Raw genomic sequence first — 18,754 nt, 5'->3', positions numbered from 1 at the left:
TATTTTGCTAATCATTATACCTCATAAGGGTATATAGAGGTGAGAGACATGAATGAAAAAAAAGAGGCCAATCTTCAAATATCAGGAATGACATGTGCGGCATGTGCAAATAGAATTGAAAAAGGTCTAAAAAAAGTAGAAGGTGTTCATGAGGCAAATGTAAATTTTGCGCTTGAAAAAACAAAAATAATGTACGATCCAACTAAAACAAATCCGCAACAATTTAAAGAAAAAGTTGAATCATTAGGATATGGAATTGTAAGTGATAAAGCTGAATTTACTGTTTCAGGAATGACATGTGCAGCATGTGCAAATAGAGTTGAAAAGCGTTTAAATAAGTTAGATGGTGTGAACAAGGCGACAGTAAATTTTGCTTTAGAATCAGCCACAGTAGACTTTAACCCTGATGAAGTTAATGTAAATGAAATGAAGAGCGCGATTACGAAGCTAGGATATAAATTAGAAGTGAAACCAGATGATCAAGATGCATCAACTGATCATCGATTACAAGAAATTGAAAGACAAAAGAAGAAGTTTATTATTTCGTTTATTTTATCTTTCCCATTATTGTGGGCAATGGTTAGTCATTTCTCATTTACGTCATTTATTTATTTACCGGATATGTTAATGAACCCTTGGGTGCAACTAGCACTTGCAACTCCTGTTCAATTTATCATTGGTGGACAGTTTTATGTTGGGGCTTATAAAGCGTTACGCAATAAAAGTGCTAATATGGATGTTCTCGTGGCGCTTGGAACGTCGGCCGCGTACTTCTATAGTGTATATTTAAGTATTCAATCTATTGGTTCTTCGGAACATATGACAGATTTATATTTTGAAACGAGTGCGGTACTTATTACATTAATTATTTTAGGTAAATTATTTGAAGCGAAAGCAAAAGGGCGCTCCTCAGAAGCAATTAAAAAATTGATGGGTTTACAAGCGAAGACAGCTACAGTTGTGCGAGATGGAACAGAAATAAAAATTTTGATTGAAGAAGTAGTAGCTGGTGATATCGTCTATGTAAAGCCTGGTGAAAAAATACCAGTAGATGGTGAGATTGTAGAAGGAAAGTCAGCAATTGATGAATCGATGTTAACGGGTGAAAGTATTCCTGTTGATAAGTCAATTGGGGATGTAGTAATAGGTTCGACAATAAATAAAAATGGATTTTTAAAAGTGAAAGCAACTAAGGTAGGAAGAGATACTGCATTAGCTCAAATTATTAAAGTAGTAGAAGAGGCACAAGGTTCAAAAGCTCCTATTCAAAGGGTAGCAGATCAAATTTCAGGTATTTTCGTACCGGTTGTAGTTGTGATTGCGATTATCACCTTTGCAGTATGGATGATATTTGTTACACCTGGTGATTTTGGCGGAGCACTTGAGAAAATGATAGCAGTACTTGTTATTGCTTGTCCATGTGCATTAGGTCTTGCAACGCCTACATCTATTATGGCAGGATCAGGAAGATCGGCTGAGTATGGTATTTTATTTAAAGGTGGAGAGCATTTAGAAGCAACGCACCGATTAGATACGGTTATTCTAGATAAAACGGGTACAGTGACAAATGGGAAGCCGGTATTAACAGATGTAATTGTAGCAGATGGATTCAATGAAAATGAACTGCTTAGATTAGTAGGGGCAGCAGAAAGAAATTCTGAACATCCGCTTGCAGAAGCGATTGTAGAAGGAATTAAAGAAAAGAAAATTGATATCCCAAGTTCAGAAACGTTTGAAGCGATTCCGGGATTTGGTATCGAATCAGTTGTAGAAGGAAAACACTTATTAATTGGTACACGTCGATTAATGAAGAAATTCAATATTGATATTGAAGAAGTTTCTAAATCAATGGAAGCGCTAGAACGAGAAGGAAAAACAGCAATGCTTATTGCAATCGATAAAGAATATGCTGGTATAGTTGCCGTTGCAGATACTGTGAAAGATACTTCAAAAGCAGCTATCGCAAGACTGAAAAAAATGGGTCTAGACGTTGTGATGATTACAGGAGATAATACACAAACTGCTCAGGCAATTGCAAAGCAAGTTGGTATTGATCACGTAATTGCAGAAGTATTGCCAGAAGGAAAAGCAGAAGAAGTGAAAAAACTGCAAGCAAATGGTAAGAAAGTAGCGATGGTTGGAGACGGGATAAATGATGCTCCTGCTCTTGCTACAGCGAACATTGGTATGGCAATTGGAACGGGAACGGATGTAGCGATGGAAGCAGCGGATATAACGTTAATCCGCGGTGACTTAAATAGTATTGCTGATGCGATATTTATGAGTAAAATGACGATAAGAAATATTAAACAAAATTTATTCTGGGCATTAGCTTATAACGCGTTAGGAATTCCAATTGCGGCATTAGGTTTCTTAGCCCCTTGGGTTGCTGGAGCAGCGATGGCATTTAGTTCTGTATCCGTTGTATTAAATGCATTACGATTACAAAGAGTTAAATTAAAACCTTAAAAAGCTACATTAAGTAACTGAATAGAATTAAAAAACAATACTTGAATAAGTATTGTTTTTTTGTTCGTATAGAAATTAAAACGATATAATAAAGCAGAAATATAGAATCGTATGTAGTAGAAAAGTTAAGAGGTAGTTTGGTAAGGAGACTTATATATGTTAAAAGATATTATAATTAGAACATTCCAGAAAAAAGATTTAGATCAAGTATTACAATTGTTCTATGAAACAGTTCATACGGTTAATGCAAAAGATTATAATGAGTTACAGCTACAGGCGTGGGCACCGGAGCGACTAGATAGAGAAAATTGGTTACAGTCTTTAGAAAAGAATATTAGCTATGTAGCGGATCATAAAGGTATGATTGTGGGGTTTGGGGATTATAACGATGACCGTTACGTAGATCGTTTATTTACGCATAAAGATTATCAAGGGAAAAGAGTCGCTTCATACATACTACAGAAGTTAGAAAAAAAAAGCAGTGAACTTGGGACATAGGGAGATATATACAGAGGCGAGCATTACCGCAAAACCTTTTTTTGAAAGTAAAGATTTTATTTGCATAAAAGAACAAAAGAAACAGCATAATGGTCAGATTTTTATTAATTATGTTATGAAAAAATATCCTTCTCATAAATGAGAAGGATATTTTTCATTATTTTACAGCTTCTTTTAGTTCTTTACCAGCTTTGAAAGCAGGTACTTTAGAAGCTGCGATTTGCATTTCTTCACCAGTTTGTGGGTTACGGCCTGTACGAGCAGCTCTTTCGCGAACTTCGAATGTACCGAATCCGATAAGTTGTACTTTTTCACCAGCAGCTAAAGTGTTAGTGATTGATTCTACTACAGTTTGTACAACTACAGTAGCTTCTTTTTGAGAAATCTCAGCATTTTGTGCTACGTTTTTAATTAATTCTGTTTTGTTCATGTTTTTCACCTCATATGTAAATAATGCTATTTAAGTTGTTATTATAACGTATAAAACATTCGAGAACAAGTGTACGTACATATATTCGCAAAAAAAATGAAATTTGTAATATTTTTAGGGTTCTTTATAGACATTCTATTTAAGCCGACAGAGATTTGTTCTTCATTTCAGTCTTCTCTTGATAAGAAGCTAGTTTCTTATTATAAGATATGAAGTAAGGTAGTGCTACAAATAACATACCTCCTACTAAATTTCCAAAGAAAACAAAAATAAAGTTTGGAAAATATTCAGCCCAAGTGAAATGACCGGCAAAAATTGCGGCTGGGATGACAAACATATTTGCTACAACGTGTTGAAATCCAATCGCAACAAAAGTCATAACTGGGAACCAAATACCGATAATCTTTCCGATAAATTCTTTACTTCCCATACTGAGCCAAACAGCTAAACAAACGAGCCAATTACATCCGATTGCAGAAATAAATGCTTGCAATGGTGTATCTTGTAGTTTCGCTTGAGCGATAGAAATAGTTTTCGCTAAAAAAGCTCCTTCAGTTAAGCCAACGATATGGCCGAAAAAGTAGGCTACAAATACAGCCCCTATGAAATTGCTAAACGTAACAATAACTAAATTTCGTATGAAATGAAATAAAGTAATTTTCTTTTGAAGCCAAGCCATAGAAACTGTCATCATGTTACCAGTTACTAGTTCACCGCCTGCAAGAATAACGAGAATAAGACCGATAGGGAATACAGCAGCGCCTAGAAAACTAGTAAATGATCCCCAATATTTTGGCATTGTTCCAATAACATGAATATCGAGTAAATACCCTAATGCGATAAAAGCACCGCCAAAAAAACCGAGAATTAGCATAGGGAGTAATGATAAATGAGCTTTTTTCCTTCCGGAATTCGCAGCAAGTTCCGGAATTTCTTCTGGTGTAAATACAGACATGAATAACCCCTCCGTAATAAAATGATGGAATGAATAGAAAAAGATTCGAAAATATATGTATTATAAAAATATGGTATGACTTCTGTATAAAATTGTCAAAGTGAATAGGGAGGAAATTACATATTAATAACATTGTTCATGTTGTCACATTAATGTAACAATAAGGATTTAAAGTGTTTCTAGAGGTGAAAACATGAATACGAATCATGTAAAAAAAGAACGAAAAAAATCAATCGTAAAGATATTTATTATTAGTTTTATAAGTATATTAATGATACTAGTAAGTTTGTATTATTATGCGACAGAAATAGAACGAAAACTAGTAACAGTTACATGGAATGAAATAGAAGCTTCTGCAATTCCTAAAGAATTTAATAATAAAAAAATATTACAGTTTTCAGATGTACATTTAGGGCCAGAGTTTACATTGAAGCAACTTGAACATTTGGTGGAGAAGATGAATGAATTACATCCAGATATAGTAGTTTTTACCGGAGATTTAATAGATAAATTTGGTTCTTATAGTGCAGAAAGAGAGGGAGCGAAGGCTATTTTGCAGAAAATTTATGCTCCCTTAGGGAAATATGCTGTGTTTGGGAATCATGATAGGGGCGGGGGCGGTAGTTTATTTTACAAAAAATATATGGAGGAAGCTGGTTTTTCTGTATTAGTAAATGAAGTGCAGAAAATTAAAGTGGAAAACGGCAAATATATTACAATATCAGGTTTGGATGATTTTCTATTAGGGAAGCCGAAAATAGATTCAACTTTAAAAAACTTGAAACAAAATGATTTCAACATGTTATTAGTACATGAGCCGGATGTTGTAACCAAAATAAATCGTTACCCAGTTGATCTTCAACTGTCAGGACATAGTCACGGAGGACAAGTCCAAATCCCTTTTGTAGGTCCGTTAATTACTACCAAACTAGCTGAGAGTTATGTTGAAGGTATGTATGAAGTGGAGGGGAAGAGTAAGCAGTTATATTTATATGTAAATCGTGGTATTGGGACTACTAGGATGCCTGTTAGATTTTGTAGTGTACCTGAACTTTCAGTTTTTGTGTTGAAGCAAAAGAGTGACTAGAATATTTAACAATATGATTCGGAGGAACGTGCGATGTTGGGCGATGGAAAACAGTTTCTTAAAACTTTAGATGTGACAAAGTAATTTTCATAAATAAAAAACAACAATAGGACCTATAAAGGGTCCTATTGCTGTTTTTATCCTGCATTGATTGCCCATAAATGTCCGATTGATGGGGGCTAATTATAGTTTTACTTTGTTATTTTTGCAAGGAAAGACCATCAAAATATGTTCTATAGTTATTTGAGAATTCGAAGTTGTTTTTTGCATCCCAATTAATAGACCAAGACATTAGGCCGCGGAATGCAGGATAGCCACTCTGGTTAGAAAGTTTATACTTTCCTCCGAACGGAACGCCTTTAATGATATAATTTAAAGCTTTTTTCATTTCAGTTGGCGAAATGTATCCACCACTTGGAGCTGCCGCTGGTGCTGCTGGAAGCCCAATCATAACTTGATCTGAGCGAAGAGCTGGGAAAATGTTATTTGGATTACCACCTACAGGAAAACCATGTAAGAGCATATCTGCCATAGCGACCTCGTAGTCTGCAGTACCTTGATTGTAGTTATTACCGTCCATTCCAATCCCGCTACCAGCGTTGTAGTGTTGAACATGAATGTATGTTAGTTTATCTTTCACTCCGTAAATAATTGGTAAATATGCACCCCATATGCTTCCATATGCGCTATAACCGCCTTGAACATAAGCTGTTTCAGGAGCCATGCTTAATAGAAAATCTGGACCATAATGATCTGAGATTGTTCGAATAGCTGATATAAGATTTACGATTTGGGGAGTAGTTGGATTTTTGAAATTAGTATCATTTCCGTTTAAGTAAATACCTGATTCAAGGTCAATATCTATTCCATCAAAACCGTATTTATCGATTAGAGACTGTATGGAATTAATAAAACGATCCTTAGCGGCATTGTCAGGAAGTAAAACGACTCCATTTTGTCCACCTATTGAAAGAACTACTTTCTTTCCTTTACTTTTTAAATAAGAAATATCTGATTTGAAGTCTGCATCTGTACCATACACAGGAGAAAATTCAACAGTGGAACGATCACCACCAGTTTCACCAAAAGATACATTGATTACATCCCATTTTGGTGAAACGTCTTTTAATTTAATAATGCCAGTACCGTTATCAAAGTTATGCCAATATCCAACGAGTAATTTTGAACCTAAATTGTTTGCTGCTTGTGCTTGGAAAGGGGATAGCGGTAGAAGTAAGAACATTACTAAAATGCAACAAAAAAATTTGAACTTGTTTAACATATCAACACTCCTATACAAAAAGTTGTCTAGACGTATAATCTTGTTTATTTAATAATATCTGAAAATTCTTTCTTTCGTAAGGGGACTATAATTTTCTCAACAATTGTGTATGGGAAAGTATTAAACCTAATGTAATAATTTTTGAAGAAGGTTGAATTGTAATTGTTAAATTCAGAATATTTTGATATATTTTAACGTATAGAACAAAATCTTTCGCACAGTACTCTTACATAAGTTTCAAAATTTAGTTTGGAAGGGGATGTACAAGATTTGGATAAAAATCTAAAGAAAGACCTCAAAATACGCCACATTACAATGATTTCAATTGGCGGCGTAATAGGGGCTGGTTTGTTTGTTGGAAGTGGTGCAGTTGTACATTCGGCAGGACCAGGTTCTATCGTTTCATATGCATTAGCAGGACTTCTAGTCATTTTCGTCATGAGAATGCTAGGAGAAATGGCAGCTGTTAATCCGACAAGTGGTTCATTTGCAACGTATGCAAGAGAAGCGATTGGTCCTTGGGCGGGTTATACAATAGGCTGGTTATATTGGTTTTTTTGGGTAATTGTTATTGCAATAGAAGCCACAGCAGGTGCTGGTATTATCCAATATTGGATTCCACAAATACCGCTTTGGTTATTAAGTTTAATATTAACAATTTTATTAACGCTGACGAACGTTTTTTCGGTGAAATCATTTGGAGAGTTTGAATATTGGTTTTCTTTTATTAAAGTAATAAGTATTGTTTTGTTCCTTTGTCTAGGTCTTGCTGTTATTTTAGGATTTGTTCCAGGAACAGAAGCACCCGGCACTTCGAATTTAATTGGACAAGGTGGATTTATGCCAAACGGTATAAGTTCGGTCCTGCTTGGAATTACTGTTGTTATATTTTCATTTATGGGATCAGAGATTGTAGCAGTAGCCGCAGGTGAATCTGCAGAACCTGTAAAAGCAGTAAAAACAGCAACAAACAGTGTGATTTGGCGTATTCTTGTATTTTTTATTGGGTCTATAGCGGTAGTTGTTACGCTACTGCCATGGAATTCAGCAAACATATTAAAAAGTCCATTTGTAGCTGTACTTGAACATATAGGAATACCAGCGGCAGCACAAATTATGAATTTTATCGTTTTAACAGCTGTACTTTCTTGCTTAAATTCAGGCTTATATACAAATTCAAGAATGCTTTTTTCAATGGCAGAAAGAGGAGATGCTCCAAAGTCATTTTTAAAATTGAACAGTAGTGGTGTTCCCGTTCGAGCGGTTTTATTTGGAACTTTCTTCGCTTATATTGGAGTTGTGTTTAGTTACATTTCTCCAGATAAAGTCTTTTTGTTTTTAGTGAATGCATCTGGCGGGATTGCGTTACTAGTTTATCTCGTTATTGCAGTTTCGCATTTAAAGATGCGTAAAAAAATGGGGAAAGTAGAACAACAAAATTTGAAAGTGAAAATGTGGCTTTTTCCGTATGTAACGTATGTTACAATTGCTGCTATTATAGCAGTTTTAGTTGCGATGTTCGCAATTGATACTTTACGTTCACAAGCACTTTTAACAATGTTTGTTACAGTTCTTATCATACTTTCTTATTTTATTTTTAATAGAAATAAAAATAGCACAGTTTTGAATCCTAAAAGTAAGAATGAGGAATCTGTTCGATTCTAATTTTCTTATTTTCGAAGAGAGTTACACCCAGTCATTGCTATAAAAGAATCATATATAATCATAGAAACAAGTAATTACTATTGTCATAGTGGATATAAACTTTTTTCTTGACTTTTTATACGAAGGCGAGCAAAATGGTAAAAAAGGAAGGGGGGATGATGATGGAAGAGTACGTATTAGAGCTGTATAACCTGTTATATACGACAGAATGGCAAGATATTGTTTCGTTTCTAGGAATCGTATTTTGCATGAAAATTGTAATTGTATATATGGAAGAGCAAGGTATGTTCTATTCCTTCTCATCTCCGTTCGATGTGCAGCGCGAGCCGTTGCTAAACTATGCCAATGTGAATTACGAACAATTTCCTTTTGTAGTTTTCTTTATGATTCGATTTATTACAGCAATTGTAAGGAAAAAGGAAAGTGATGATGAAGAGTGCCACTCAACTTGTAAGGTAGCTAACGTTTTTTAAGCTAAATACAAGGAGGAGATTTATATGTGGTTTCGATTTCTTATGATTGGTTTCTTTTCATTAACAGCAATTTCATTAATGGGATATCAAGTGTCTGAAATTTTTCAAGCATATAGCGATACATTTTTTAACAAAAACTAATCGCATTGCTATTTGAATAATAAAGCGATAAAATCCTTCTTAAGAAGTTTTATTAAGAAGGATTTTTTTCTTTGTCTGGTCTTGCTGTGTCAAACTATTGTCACATTTACACTGTGAATAATATGTTAAAATAGTGAGGTTATGTATACATACTTGAAGGAAGAGGGAGTGACCATTTTGGTGGATCAATCAACAAATCAGAAAAGCTATGCTCCTATTGTGATAACGCTTTCTGTAATTGTAAATGCGATTATTTTATTTTTGTTCTTTGGACCTGTTGGCTATGAAGGAGAAGTACATTTTGATGTAACGATTTTACCAATGTTAAACGCGATTTTTAATAGCTTTACGTTCGTATTTTTATTAGCAGCGTTATTCTCTATCATTAAAAAGAATGTGAAAATGCATCGTGGTTTTATCCTTGCAGCATTTACGACAACTTTACTATTTTGTGTGTCGTATTTATCGTATCATTACTTAGCACCGGCAACACATTTTGGCGGAGAAGGATTCATTAAATATGTGTATTTCATCATTTTAATTACACATATTATCCTAGCAGCAATTATCGTACCACTTGCATTGTTTGCGCTTGTATTTGGTTTTACAAATCAATTAACACGTCACCGTAAAATTGTACGTTGGACGATGCCGATTTGGTTATATGTAAGTTTATCTGGTGTTATTGTTTACTTAATGATCTCACCTTATTACCAATAAAAAAATCTCAGCCTGTAGGCTGGGATTTTTTTATTAGGCAAATATTTTTGTGAAATGAAAAAAATATGGTATACAAAAGTATAGTTGCTTTTCATATAGAAGGGATGGTAAAGAAATATGCAAAATTTTGTATTTCGTAATCCAACGAAACTTATTTTCGGTAAAGGTCAATTAGAACAGTTAAAAACTGAAATTCCACAGTTCGGTAAAAAAGTTCTTCTCGTATACGGGGGAGGCAGCATTAAAAGAAACGGTATTTATGATAATGTAATTTCTATTTTAAAGGATATTAATGCAGAAGTATTTGAATTAACAGGTGTTGAACCGAATCCACGTGTATCAACTGTAAAGAAAGGGATTCAAATTTGTAAAGAGAATGGTGTTGAATTTATTTTAGCAGTTGGTGGAGGAAGTGTAATCGACTGTACGAAGGCAATTGCAGCTGGTAGTAAGTACGATGGAGATGTATGGGATATTGTAACGAAAAAAACATTTGCTAATGAGGCATTACCATTTGGTACTGTACTTACTCTTGCAGCAACAGGATCTGAAATGAATGCAGGCTCGGTAATTACAAACTGGGAAACGAATGAAAAGTATGGATGGGGTAGCCCGGTTACTTTCCCGCAGTTTTCGATTTTAGATCCAGTTCATACTACTTCTGTACCGAAAGATCAAACAATTTACGGTATGGTAGATATTATGTCGCACGTATTAGAACAATATTTCCATCATGGAACGAATACAGAACTACAAGATCGTTATTGTGAAGCTGTTTTAAAAACAGTAATTGAGACAGCTCCTAAGCTTTTAAGTGATTTAGAAAATTATGAGCATAGAGAAACTATTTTATATTGTGGTACTATGGCGTTAAACGGCATTTTAGCAATGGGAGTAAAAGGAGATTGGGCGACTCATAATATTGAGCATGCAGTTTCTGCTGTTCATGATATACCACACGGGGGTGGCCTTGCGATTTTATTCCCGAACTGGATGAAGCATGTTGTAGAGGGAAATGTAAGTCGTTTTAAACAGTTTGCTATTCGAGTATTCAATGTAGAAACAGATGGAAAGACTGATCGAGAAATTGCGTTAGAAGGAATTCAGGCGTTACGTCAATTTTGGACTTCAATTGAGGCGCCAGTAACATTATCTGATTACGCTATTGGAGAAAATGAAATTGATTTAATGGCGGATAAAGCGATGGCGTATGGTGAATTTGGTAACTTTAAAAAATTAAATAAAGATGATGTTTTAAGTATATATAAAGCTTCTTTATAAGTGAATTTAGAAAAGAAATCTATTTGATTGTTTGATCGAATAGGTTTCTTTTTTTGCTGTTTATAAATGTTTGTGGATGTTTTTGATTATTTTTGATTGTTTATGGTTGATTTTTGTGACCGTTTTCATTATACTGTAATCAAAGAAGAGGTGAATAAAATGTTAACTCCTGAACGTCATCAAATGATATTGCAACTTGTAAAAGAACAGAAAGTTGTAAAATTACAGCAATTAGTTGAAAGAACAGAAAGCTCTGAGTCGACAATTCGCCGTGATTTAGCACAATTGGAAAAGCAAAGGTTATTAAAAAGAGTTCATGGTGGTGCAGCTGTTTTAACAGGAAAAGGGCAAGAACCAACGATGGTCGAAAAATCATCCAAAAACATTCAAATAAAACAACAAATTGCTAAGTATGCGGCTAGCGTTATTGAACAAGGTGATTGTATTTATTTAGATGCAGGAAGTACAACATTTGAAATGATTCCATTTTTAATAAATAAAGATGTTACTGTCGTTACGAATGGACTTATGCATATTGAAGCTTTAGTTGAAAATAATATTCGTGCGTATTTACTAGGCGGAATGATGAAGAGTAGGACGAAAGCTTTAATCGGTGCTATGGCACAGGAAAGTATGCAGAAGTATCGTTTTGATAAATGTTTTTTAGGTGCAAATGGTGTACATGAACAGCTTGGCTTTACAACGCCAGATCCAGAAGAAGCGCTCTTAAAACAAATGGCATTAACATTAGCAAACGAAGGATATTTCTTAATTGATGAAAGTAAGTTTTCAGAAGTTGCGTTTGCGAAAATTGCAAATGTTGAAGATGCAAATATTATTACAAACCATTTAGAAATTGATTTAGAAAAATATAAACAACAAACCAATGTAATTGAGGCTGATAAACAATGATCTATACAGTTACTTTAAACCCATCTATTGATTATGTAGTGCAAGTTTCTTCCTTTGATTTAGGAACAATAAATCGAGCGGAAAAAGATATGAAGTTTCCTGGAGGAAAAGGAATTAATGTTTCTCGTGTTCTTCAGCGTTTAGGTGTTAAAAATATAGCACTTGGATTTACTGGTGGATTTACTGGTCAATTTATTAAAGAGGTATTACAGACGGAAGGTGTAACAACAAACTTCGTCCAAGTAGATGAAGATACTCGTATTAATGTGAAAATAAAAGGGGAAGAAGAAACAGAATTAAATGGCCAAGGTCCTATTGTAACAAAAGAGCAGTTCGAACAGTTAATGAAAAAAATTGAGAGTATGCAACCTGGAGATTGTGTTGTACTTGCTGGGAGTGTACCAGTTTCTATTCCAAGTACCTTTTACGAATCAATTGCTGTGTTTGGAGCTGAAAAAGGTATTCGTGTAGTAGTAGATGCAAGTGGAAGTGCACTGCAACATGTAATTAAAAATAAGCCATTTTTAATTAAGCCAAACCACCATGAACTTGGTGAGTTGTTTGGAGTGGAGCTTTCAACAGTAGAGGACGTTTTACCTTATGGAAGAAAATTAATTGAACAAGGTGTAAAACACGTTATCGTATCGATGGCTGGAGAGGGAGCTTTATTATTTACGGCAGAAGGTATATATGAAGCGACTGTTCCAAAAGGTGTTGTAATTAATTCAGTTGGGGCCGGGGATTCTCTTGTTGCAGGGTTTGTAGGCAAATATGAACAGACAAAAGATATTGAAAAGGCATTTCAATACGGCGTTGCAACAGGGAGTGCAACAGCATTTTCAGCTGATTTATGTAAGAAGGAAAAAGTAGAAGAATTATTGTCGCAAGTAATTGTAGCTAAGCGATAGGGGGAAGCAACATATGAAAATTACAGAACTATTAAAAAGGGATACAGTCATTATGGATTTGACAGCTTCAAATAAAGAAGCTGTCATAGATGAATTAGTTGAGAAATTAAACGGGGCAAATCGTTTAAATAGTAAAACGGAATTTAAAGAAGCTATTTTAAAGCGGGAGGCCCAAAGTACGACTGGAATAGGGGAAGGTATTGCAATACCTCATGCGAAGACAAAGGCTGTTAAACAACCATCGATTTGTTTTGGTAGAAGTGTAAGCGGTATCAATTATGAGTCGCTTGACGGACAGCCAGCACACTTATTCTTTATGATTGCTGCAAGTGAAGGAGCGAATAATACTCATTTAGAAACGTTGTCTCGTTTATCGACATTATTAATGGATGAAGGATTTCGCAAGCAACTATTAGAAGCAAAGGATGAAAGTGAGCTTCTTCAACTATTTGATGAAAAAGAGAATGAAAAAGAAGAAGAGATTGAAGTCGCAAAACCAGAAGGAAATGAACCGTACGTACTTGCTGTTACAGCTTGTCCAACTGGAATCGCTCACACATATATGGCAGCGGATAGCTTAAAAGCAAAAGCGACAGAGTTAGGAATAGCGATTAAAGTTGAAACAAACGGATCAACAGGTATTAAAAACGGTTTAACGAAAGAGGATATTGAACGTGCGACAGCTATTATTGTTGCGGCGGATAAACAAGTAGAAATGAATCGTTTTGCTGGTAAACATGTCATTCAAGTGCCAGTTGCTGATGGGATTCGAAAAACGGAAAATCTGCTTAAGCGAGCTGTCAAACAAGATGCACCAATCTTTAAAGGTGTAAAAGAGGACGGGAAATCAGAAAGTATTGAGGGAGAAAAAGGATTAGGAATTTATAAGCATTTAATGAGCGGTGTAAGTAATATGCTTCCATTCGTTGTTGGTGGCGGGATTTTAATAGCGCTAGCGTTTTCGTTTGGTGGTATAAAGGCGGAAGGTCCTTTAGCTGAATTGTTCATGTCAATTGGTGGAGGAAAAACAGGTGCGTTTTTATTCCTTGTACCAATTTTAGCTGGATTTATTGCAAGTTCTATTGCTGATCGTCCTGGTTTTATGCCTGGTGTTGTAGGTGGATTTTTAGCGGCGAATGCGAATGCTGGATTTTTAGGTGGATTAATTGCTGGTTTCTTAGCTGGATATGTTGTTTTAGGGTTGAAAAGATTATTTTCAGGACTACCAGTACAATTAGAAGGAATTAAACCTGTATTGTTATATCCAGTCTTTGGATTATTGATTACAGGAGTTGTAATGCAAAAAGTAGTAATTCCGCCTGTAGTAGCATTAAATGAAATGTTGACAGGGTGGTTAAATGGTTTAAACGGTACGAATGCTATATTACTAGGTCTTATTTTAGGTGGTATGATGGCAATTGATATGGGGGGGCCAATTAATAAAGCGGCATTTACCTTTGGTATTGCTGCAATAGAAGCGCAGAATTTTGGAGTGCACTCAGCAGTTATGGCTGGTGGGATGGTACCACCACTTGCGATTGCATTCGCAACTACATTCTTTAAATCAAAGTTTACAGAAGCGGAACGTAAATCTGGTTTAACAAATTATATTATGGGAGCGTCGTTCATTACAGAAGGTGCGATTCCGTTTGCAGCTGCAGATCCGGTTCGAGTAATCGTAAGTTGTGTTGTTGGTTCAAGTATTGCAGGTGCGTTATCTATGTTATTCCAAATTACATTACCGGCACCGCATGGTGGATTATTTGTAATAGCGTTAGTAAATAAACCGTTACTATATATTTTCTCTATATTAATTGGAACAATTGTCTCGGCTGTTATGCTAGGTGTTTGGAAAAAGAAAGTTCAATAACAAATAAAAAGAGAGCAGTTTTTAGTAGCTGCTCTCTTTTTATTACAAAAAAATAGGTTAACAATTGAATATTGATGTTTTTTGGTAAAAGATGTAACGAATTGTGAATTTTTTGTAACAAAAAAGTAACACTGTAATTTTTTCTGGAAAAAAGTTCTTGTGCTCGTATATGAAAAATATATGAAAACCACTGGAGATTGTATTAGAAATGCATTTTATTAATATGGAAATTTATGTTACAACTCGTTAATCGTATATTACGAATGCTTTGTAATTGTGTGATTTCTAAAAATTCTAAAAATCTGTTGCTATAATGAAAATACGAAAACAAAGCAAATGGAGGCTATTCATGAAAAAATTATTAGGTATAGCAACAGCAGCAGTTTTTGGTCTTGGGATTTTTGCGGGTTCTGCTAAAGCGGAAACAATTGTAACAACAGACGTATTAAATGTTAGAGAAAACCCAAATGTAGAGTCAAAGCTTGTAGGTAAAGTGTTCAGTGGGAATACACTAGATGTTATGAATACAGAAAATGGATGGACAAAAATTAAGTTGAACGGTAAGGAAGCGTTTGTAAGTGCCGATTTTACAAAGAGCACATATTATGTAACGGCGGGCGTATTAAATGTTCGTGCTGGAGCGAATACTGATTCTGAAATTTTAGGTAAACTTAATAAAAATGATGTGATTGAAACGACGAATCAAGTTCAAAATGAATGGTTACAATTCGACTACAATGGAAAAGTTGGATATGTTCACGTGCCATTTTTAACAGGAACAGCACCTGTAATCGAAAAGAAAGAGGTTGTAGCTCAAGAAGAAGCGCCAGCTAGAACAAATACGCCAGTTAAAAATAATACAGTAGTTAAGAATAAAGAGTCTGTTAAGAGTAACGATTCTATTAAGAATGTAGAATCAAGTAAACCTGTGGTAAAAGAAAAACCGGCTGCAAAACCAGTTGCAAAATCTACTGAAACAAGTGCGCCTACTGGTGGTCGTGAAATTACAGTAGAAGCGACGGCATATACAGCAGATCCGAGTGAGAATGGTTCGTATGGTGGTCGTGTATTAACTGCAATGGGGCATGATTTAACAGCAAATCCAAATATGAAAGTAATTGCTGTTGATCCGAAAGTAATTCCGCTTGGATCAAAAGTATGGGTAGAAGGATATGGAGAAGCGATTGCTGGAGACACCGGTGGTGCGATTAAAGGAAATCGTATTGATGTATTAGTCGGTTCAGATGGTAGTGCTAATAGCTGGGGGCGCAAATCTGTAAAAGTGAAAGTTATACAATAGGTTATCGATATTAATATAAAAAGCGGTTGCTTGAAACTATGTAAGCAGCCGCTTTTTATGGATTATTGAAATGGATAAATAGTTTTACCTGTAATAATTTTATATGCACTGCAAAATTGCGTTTGTATATATTCTGTATTTTTATTTTCTGGATGTAATGTTGTTTCATGGAGAGTAGAATGAAAAGCCCGTAGTAAACAATTTAGGGCGAAGTATAATTCCTCTTGTGAACAATTTTGTTCTTTTGTAGAAGTGGCTAAAATGAGGTCTTTTGTCAAAGATGAAAAATTGATGGTGGATTGTTTCATAGTTAACTCATCCTCTCGAAACTATTTTTATCATGTATATGCAGAATTGGACAAACTATGTTCTTTTTTCTGTATAATTTCATGTACCGAAATGAAAGAACTTGCAATCATGCCGTTAAAATTGGTAAGATTGGGTATAATCAATAGATGGAGTATATTACATAAAGAGAGTTGAATGATATGGGAGAAGTGCAACGTGAAAAAGTTGCTGTCATCATTGGACCAACTGCTGTTGGAAAGACGAAGTTAAGTATCGATCTTGCCAAAGCGTTGAACGGTGAAATTATTAGTGGTGATTCCATGCAGATCTATCGAACGATGGATATTGGAACCGCAAAGGTAACAAAAGCAGAGATGGACGGAATTCCACATTATATGATCGATATAAAAAATCCGGAAGATTCATTTTCTGTCGCGGAATTTCAAGAACGTGTTCGCAAGCATATTCGAGAAATTACAGAACGTGGTAAATTACCAATTATAGTTGGTGGGACCGGTCTTTATATACAATCTGTTTTATTCGATTATCAGTTTACAGATGATGCTGGTGATGTGATATACCGAGAGCAAATGGAAAAGTTAGCTTTAGAACGCGGTGTGGAATATGTACATAAAAAATTGCAAGAAGTAGATCCAGAAAGTGCGGAGCGTATTCATGCAAATAATGTACGACGTGTCATTCGGGCGTTAGAAATTTTCCACACGACGGGTGAAAAAATGAGTGAACAAATTGAGAAACAAGAAAAAGAGTTACTCTATGATGTTTCATTAATTGGCTTGACAATGGATCGAGAAATGCTATACGATCGCATTAACTTACGAGTGGATTTGATGATGGAACAAGGCCTATTAGAGGAAGTAGAAGGGCTGTATAATAGAGGGATACGAGATTGTCAATCTATTCAAGCGATTGGATATAAAGAAATCTATGATTATTTTGAGAATCGAGCCTCTTTAGAAGATGCGGTGTCACAATTAAAGACGAATTCGCGTCGTTATGCAAAACGTCAATTAACGTGGTTCCGTAATAAAATGGATGTCATGTGGTTTGATGTTACAGACGGTGAAAAAACGTCAGAAATTTTACGATACATAGAAGGAAATTTACAAGTAAAGTCGAATAATAGTAAGTAGAGAAAAAGAGGAGGATTCGACATGAAGCAATCAATCAATATTCAAGATCAGTTTTTAAATCAACTCCGTAAAGAAAATACGTTTGTTACGCTGTACTTATTAAATGGTTTCCAGCTTCGTGGACTAATTAAAGGATTTGATAATTTTACAGTCCTGCTGGAAACAGAAGGTAAGCAGCAGCTTATTTATAAACATGCAATCTCCACATTTGTACCACAAAAAAATGTTTCAATTGAATTAGAATAGTAATGAATTATTGTACATAACAAAAAAAGAGCGAGTTTCCTCGCTCTTTTTTTATTTGTCATAAACAATATATCATGAAATTTAAGCGATTCTAAATACAGTAAGGCGGATGTTAGTATTTCCTGTCGCAGGGATCGTAATCTCATTAAGAGTAGATTGAACAGAAATTCTTGCACCAGCTGCTAATGTTTCGATTGTAGTAAATGAAAGTGAGTCGCCTATTAAATTTGAAGAGAAATTATCAGTTGCGACTGCTCCATTAATTGAAATTCCTACTCCGAGTGGAGCGCATCCTGGCGCAGTTGTAGAAATGGATACGCTAATTACATAAATACCACCGTTAATAACAGTAACTGTATCTGTGCCGTTGAAGATAATATTGTTTACGTTAATTGCAGTACTAAAAATAAAGTTATTAAATTGCAGTACTGTTTGCTGAATATTGTTTGTTACAACAATTGTTGCTATAGGGAAGCTAGGTCCAGTTGGCCCAGTAGGTCCAGTAACTCCTATGCCAGTAGCGCCGGTAGCACCCGTTGGTCCTTGAATGCCTTGAGGCCCGGTAGAGCCTGTGTTACCTTGAACACCTTGAGGTCCAGTGGCACCGGTAACGCCAGTAGCACCCGTGTTACCTTGAACACCCTGAGGTCCAGTAGCACCAGTAGCGCCGGTAGCACCTGTGTTACCTTGAACACCCTGAGGTCCAGTAGCACCAGTAGCGCCGGTAGCACCTGTGTTACCTTGAACACCTTGAGGTCCAGTAGCACCGGTAGCGCCAGTAGCACCTGTGTTACCTTGAGGTCCAGTAGGTCCAGGAGGCCCGCCAGAAGGTCCAGTAGGTCCGGTAACTCCTATACCAGTAGCGCCAGTGGCACCCGTGTTACCTTGAACACCTTGAGGTCCAGTAGCACCAGTAGCGCCGGTAGCACCTGTGTTACCTTGAACACCTTGAGGTCCAGTAGCACCAGTAGCGCCGGTAGCACCTGTGTTACCTTGAACACCTTGAGGTCCAGTAGCACCAGTAGCGCCGGTAGCACCTGTGTTACCTTGAACACCTTGAGGTCCAGTAGCACCA

The 18,754-nt window shown here is 35.7% G+C and carries 17 protein-coding genes and 1 pseudogene; 13 read left to right on the top strand and 5 right to left on the bottom strand.

Translation table 11 applies throughout. The features are described 5' to 3' along the window. Window positions 1-48: 48 nt before the first annotated feature. Both ACUN13_RS00090 and ACUN13_RS00085 read left to right on the top strand, forming a co-directional pair. On the top strand, window positions 49-2,469 hold the full coding sequence (locus ACUN13_RS00090) for a heavy metal translocating P-type ATPase (protein WP_001003178.1): 2,421 nt from the start codon (window positions 49-51) through the stop codon (window positions 2,467-2,469). Window positions 2,470-2,625: 156 nt separating this feature from the next. Further along, window positions 2,626-3,109 (top strand): annotated as a pseudogene (locus ACUN13_RS00085) (GNAT family N-acetyltransferase). Between the two features lie 15 nt (window positions 3,110-3,124). On the opposite strand, the gene ACUN13_RS00080 reads toward ACUN13_RS00085, so the two are convergent. Beyond that, the gene (locus ACUN13_RS00080; RefSeq protein ID WP_001043904.1) at window positions 3,125-3,397 is read right to left on the bottom strand and encodes an HU family DNA-binding protein; all 273 of its coding nucleotides are present in this window, start codon (window positions 3,395-3,397) and stop codon (window positions 3,125-3,127) included. Between the two features lie 139 nt (window positions 3,398-3,536). After that, on the bottom strand, window positions 3,537-4,352 hold the full coding sequence (locus ACUN13_RS00075) for a formate/nitrite transporter family protein (protein ID WP_445423632.1): 816 nt from the start codon (window positions 4,350-4,352) through the stop codon (window positions 3,537-3,539). Between the two features lie 193 nt (window positions 4,353-4,545). Here ACUN13_RS00075 and ACUN13_RS00070 point away from each other — a divergent pair, with 193 nt between their 5' ends. Then, the gene (locus tag ACUN13_RS00070) at window positions 4,546-5,439 is read left to right on the top strand and encodes a metallophosphoesterase (RefSeq protein WP_001095336.1); all 894 of its coding nucleotides are present in this window, start codon (window positions 4,546-4,548) and stop codon (window positions 5,437-5,439) included. A gap of 199 nt (window positions 5,440-5,638) precedes the next feature. On the opposite strand, the gene ACUN13_RS00065 is transcribed toward ACUN13_RS00070, so the two are convergent. Next, window positions 5,639-6,721, bottom strand: coding sequence for a chitinase (locus ACUN13_RS00065; RefSeq protein WP_000932437.1), 1,083 nt, complete (start codon window positions 6,719-6,721; stop codon window positions 5,639-5,641). Window positions 6,722-6,991: 270 nt separating this feature from the next. Here ACUN13_RS00065 and gabP point away from each other — a divergent pair, with 270 nt between their 5' ends. The 8 genes from gabP (at window position 6,992) to entD (ending at window position 15,991) form a co-directional block, all read left to right on the top strand. After that, window positions 6,992-8,386, top strand: coding sequence for a GABA permease (gene gabP, locus ACUN13_RS00060; protein ID WP_000360113.1), 1,395 nt, complete (start codon window positions 6,992-6,994; stop codon window positions 8,384-8,386). Between the two features lie 134 nt (window positions 8,387-8,520). Then, on the top strand, window positions 8,521-8,859 hold the full coding sequence (locus ACUN13_RS00055; RefSeq protein ID WP_121868051.1) for a hypothetical protein: 339 nt from the start codon (window positions 8,521-8,523) through the stop codon (window positions 8,857-8,859). A 318-nt stretch (window positions 8,860-9,177) separates the two neighbouring features. Beyond that, the gene (locus ACUN13_RS00050; RefSeq protein WP_000228315.1) at window positions 9,178-9,720 is read left to right on the top strand and encodes a DUF420 domain-containing protein; all 543 of its coding nucleotides are present in this window, start codon (window positions 9,178-9,180) and stop codon (window positions 9,718-9,720) included. Between the two features lie 117 nt (window positions 9,721-9,837). Beyond that, a complete protein-coding gene (locus ACUN13_RS00045; protein ID WP_001179093.1) occupies window positions 9,838-11,001 on the top strand; it encodes an iron-containing alcohol dehydrogenase in 1,164 nt (387 codons plus the stop codon). A gap of 159 nt (window positions 11,002-11,160) precedes the next feature. Next, complete coding sequence (locus ACUN13_RS00040; protein WP_000957279.1) at window positions 11,161-11,913, top strand: DeoR/GlpR family DNA-binding transcription regulator; 753 nt, start codon at window positions 11,161-11,163, stop codon at window positions 11,911-11,913. Beyond that, window positions 11,910-12,821: a 1-phosphofructokinase gene (gene pfkB, locus ACUN13_RS00035; protein WP_445423631.1), complete on the top strand. Its 912-nt coding sequence runs from the start codon at window positions 11,910-11,912 to the stop codon at window positions 12,819-12,821. The genes ACUN13_RS00040 and pfkB overlap by 4 nt, the downstream gene beginning before the upstream one ends. A gap of 13 nt (window positions 12,822-12,834) precedes the next feature. Continuing rightward, on the top strand, window positions 12,835-14,691 hold the full coding sequence (locus tag ACUN13_RS00030) for a PTS fructose transporter subunit IIABC (RefSeq protein ID WP_000704605.1): 1,857 nt from the start codon (window positions 12,835-12,837) through the stop codon (window positions 14,689-14,691). Window positions 14,692-15,040: 349 nt separating this feature from the next. Then, window positions 15,041-15,991 (top strand): cell wall-binding protein EntD, encoded by a 951-nt coding sequence (gene entD / locus ACUN13_RS00025; RefSeq protein ID WP_445423630.1) that lies wholly within the window; start codon window positions 15,041-15,043, stop codon window positions 15,989-15,991. Between the two features lie 62 nt (window positions 15,992-16,053). Here entD and ACUN13_RS00020 read toward each other — a convergent pair whose 3' ends face one another. After that, a complete protein-coding gene (locus ACUN13_RS00020; RefSeq protein ID WP_000814429.1) occupies window positions 16,054-16,299 on the bottom strand; it encodes a hypothetical protein in 246 nt (81 codons plus the stop codon). Between the two features lie 180 nt (window positions 16,300-16,479). Here ACUN13_RS00020 and miaA point away from each other — a divergent pair, with 180 nt between their 5' ends. Both miaA and hfq read left to right on the top strand, forming a co-directional pair. Then, window positions 16,480-17,433 (top strand): tRNA (adenosine(37)-N6)-dimethylallyltransferase MiaA, encoded by a 954-nt coding sequence (gene miaA / locus ACUN13_RS00015; protein ID WP_445423629.1) that lies wholly within the window; start codon window positions 16,480-16,482, stop codon window positions 17,431-17,433. Between the two features lie 21 nt (window positions 17,434-17,454). After that, on the top strand, window positions 17,455-17,679 hold the full coding sequence (hfq, locus tag ACUN13_RS00010) for an RNA chaperone Hfq (protein ID WP_000813896.1): 225 nt from the start codon (window positions 17,455-17,457) through the stop codon (window positions 17,677-17,679). An 81-nt stretch (window positions 17,680-17,760) separates the two neighbouring features. Here the strand turns inward: hfq and ACUN13_RS00005 are convergent. After that, on the bottom strand, window positions 17,761-18,754 hold a 994-nt coding region (locus ACUN13_RS00005), incomplete at its 5' end, for a Gly-Xaa-Xaa repeat protein (RefSeq protein WP_445423628.1).

The organism is Bacillus cereus group sp. Bce041 (assembly GCF_052646455.1).
This window is presented reverse-complemented; position numbering and strand designations above follow the sequence as displayed.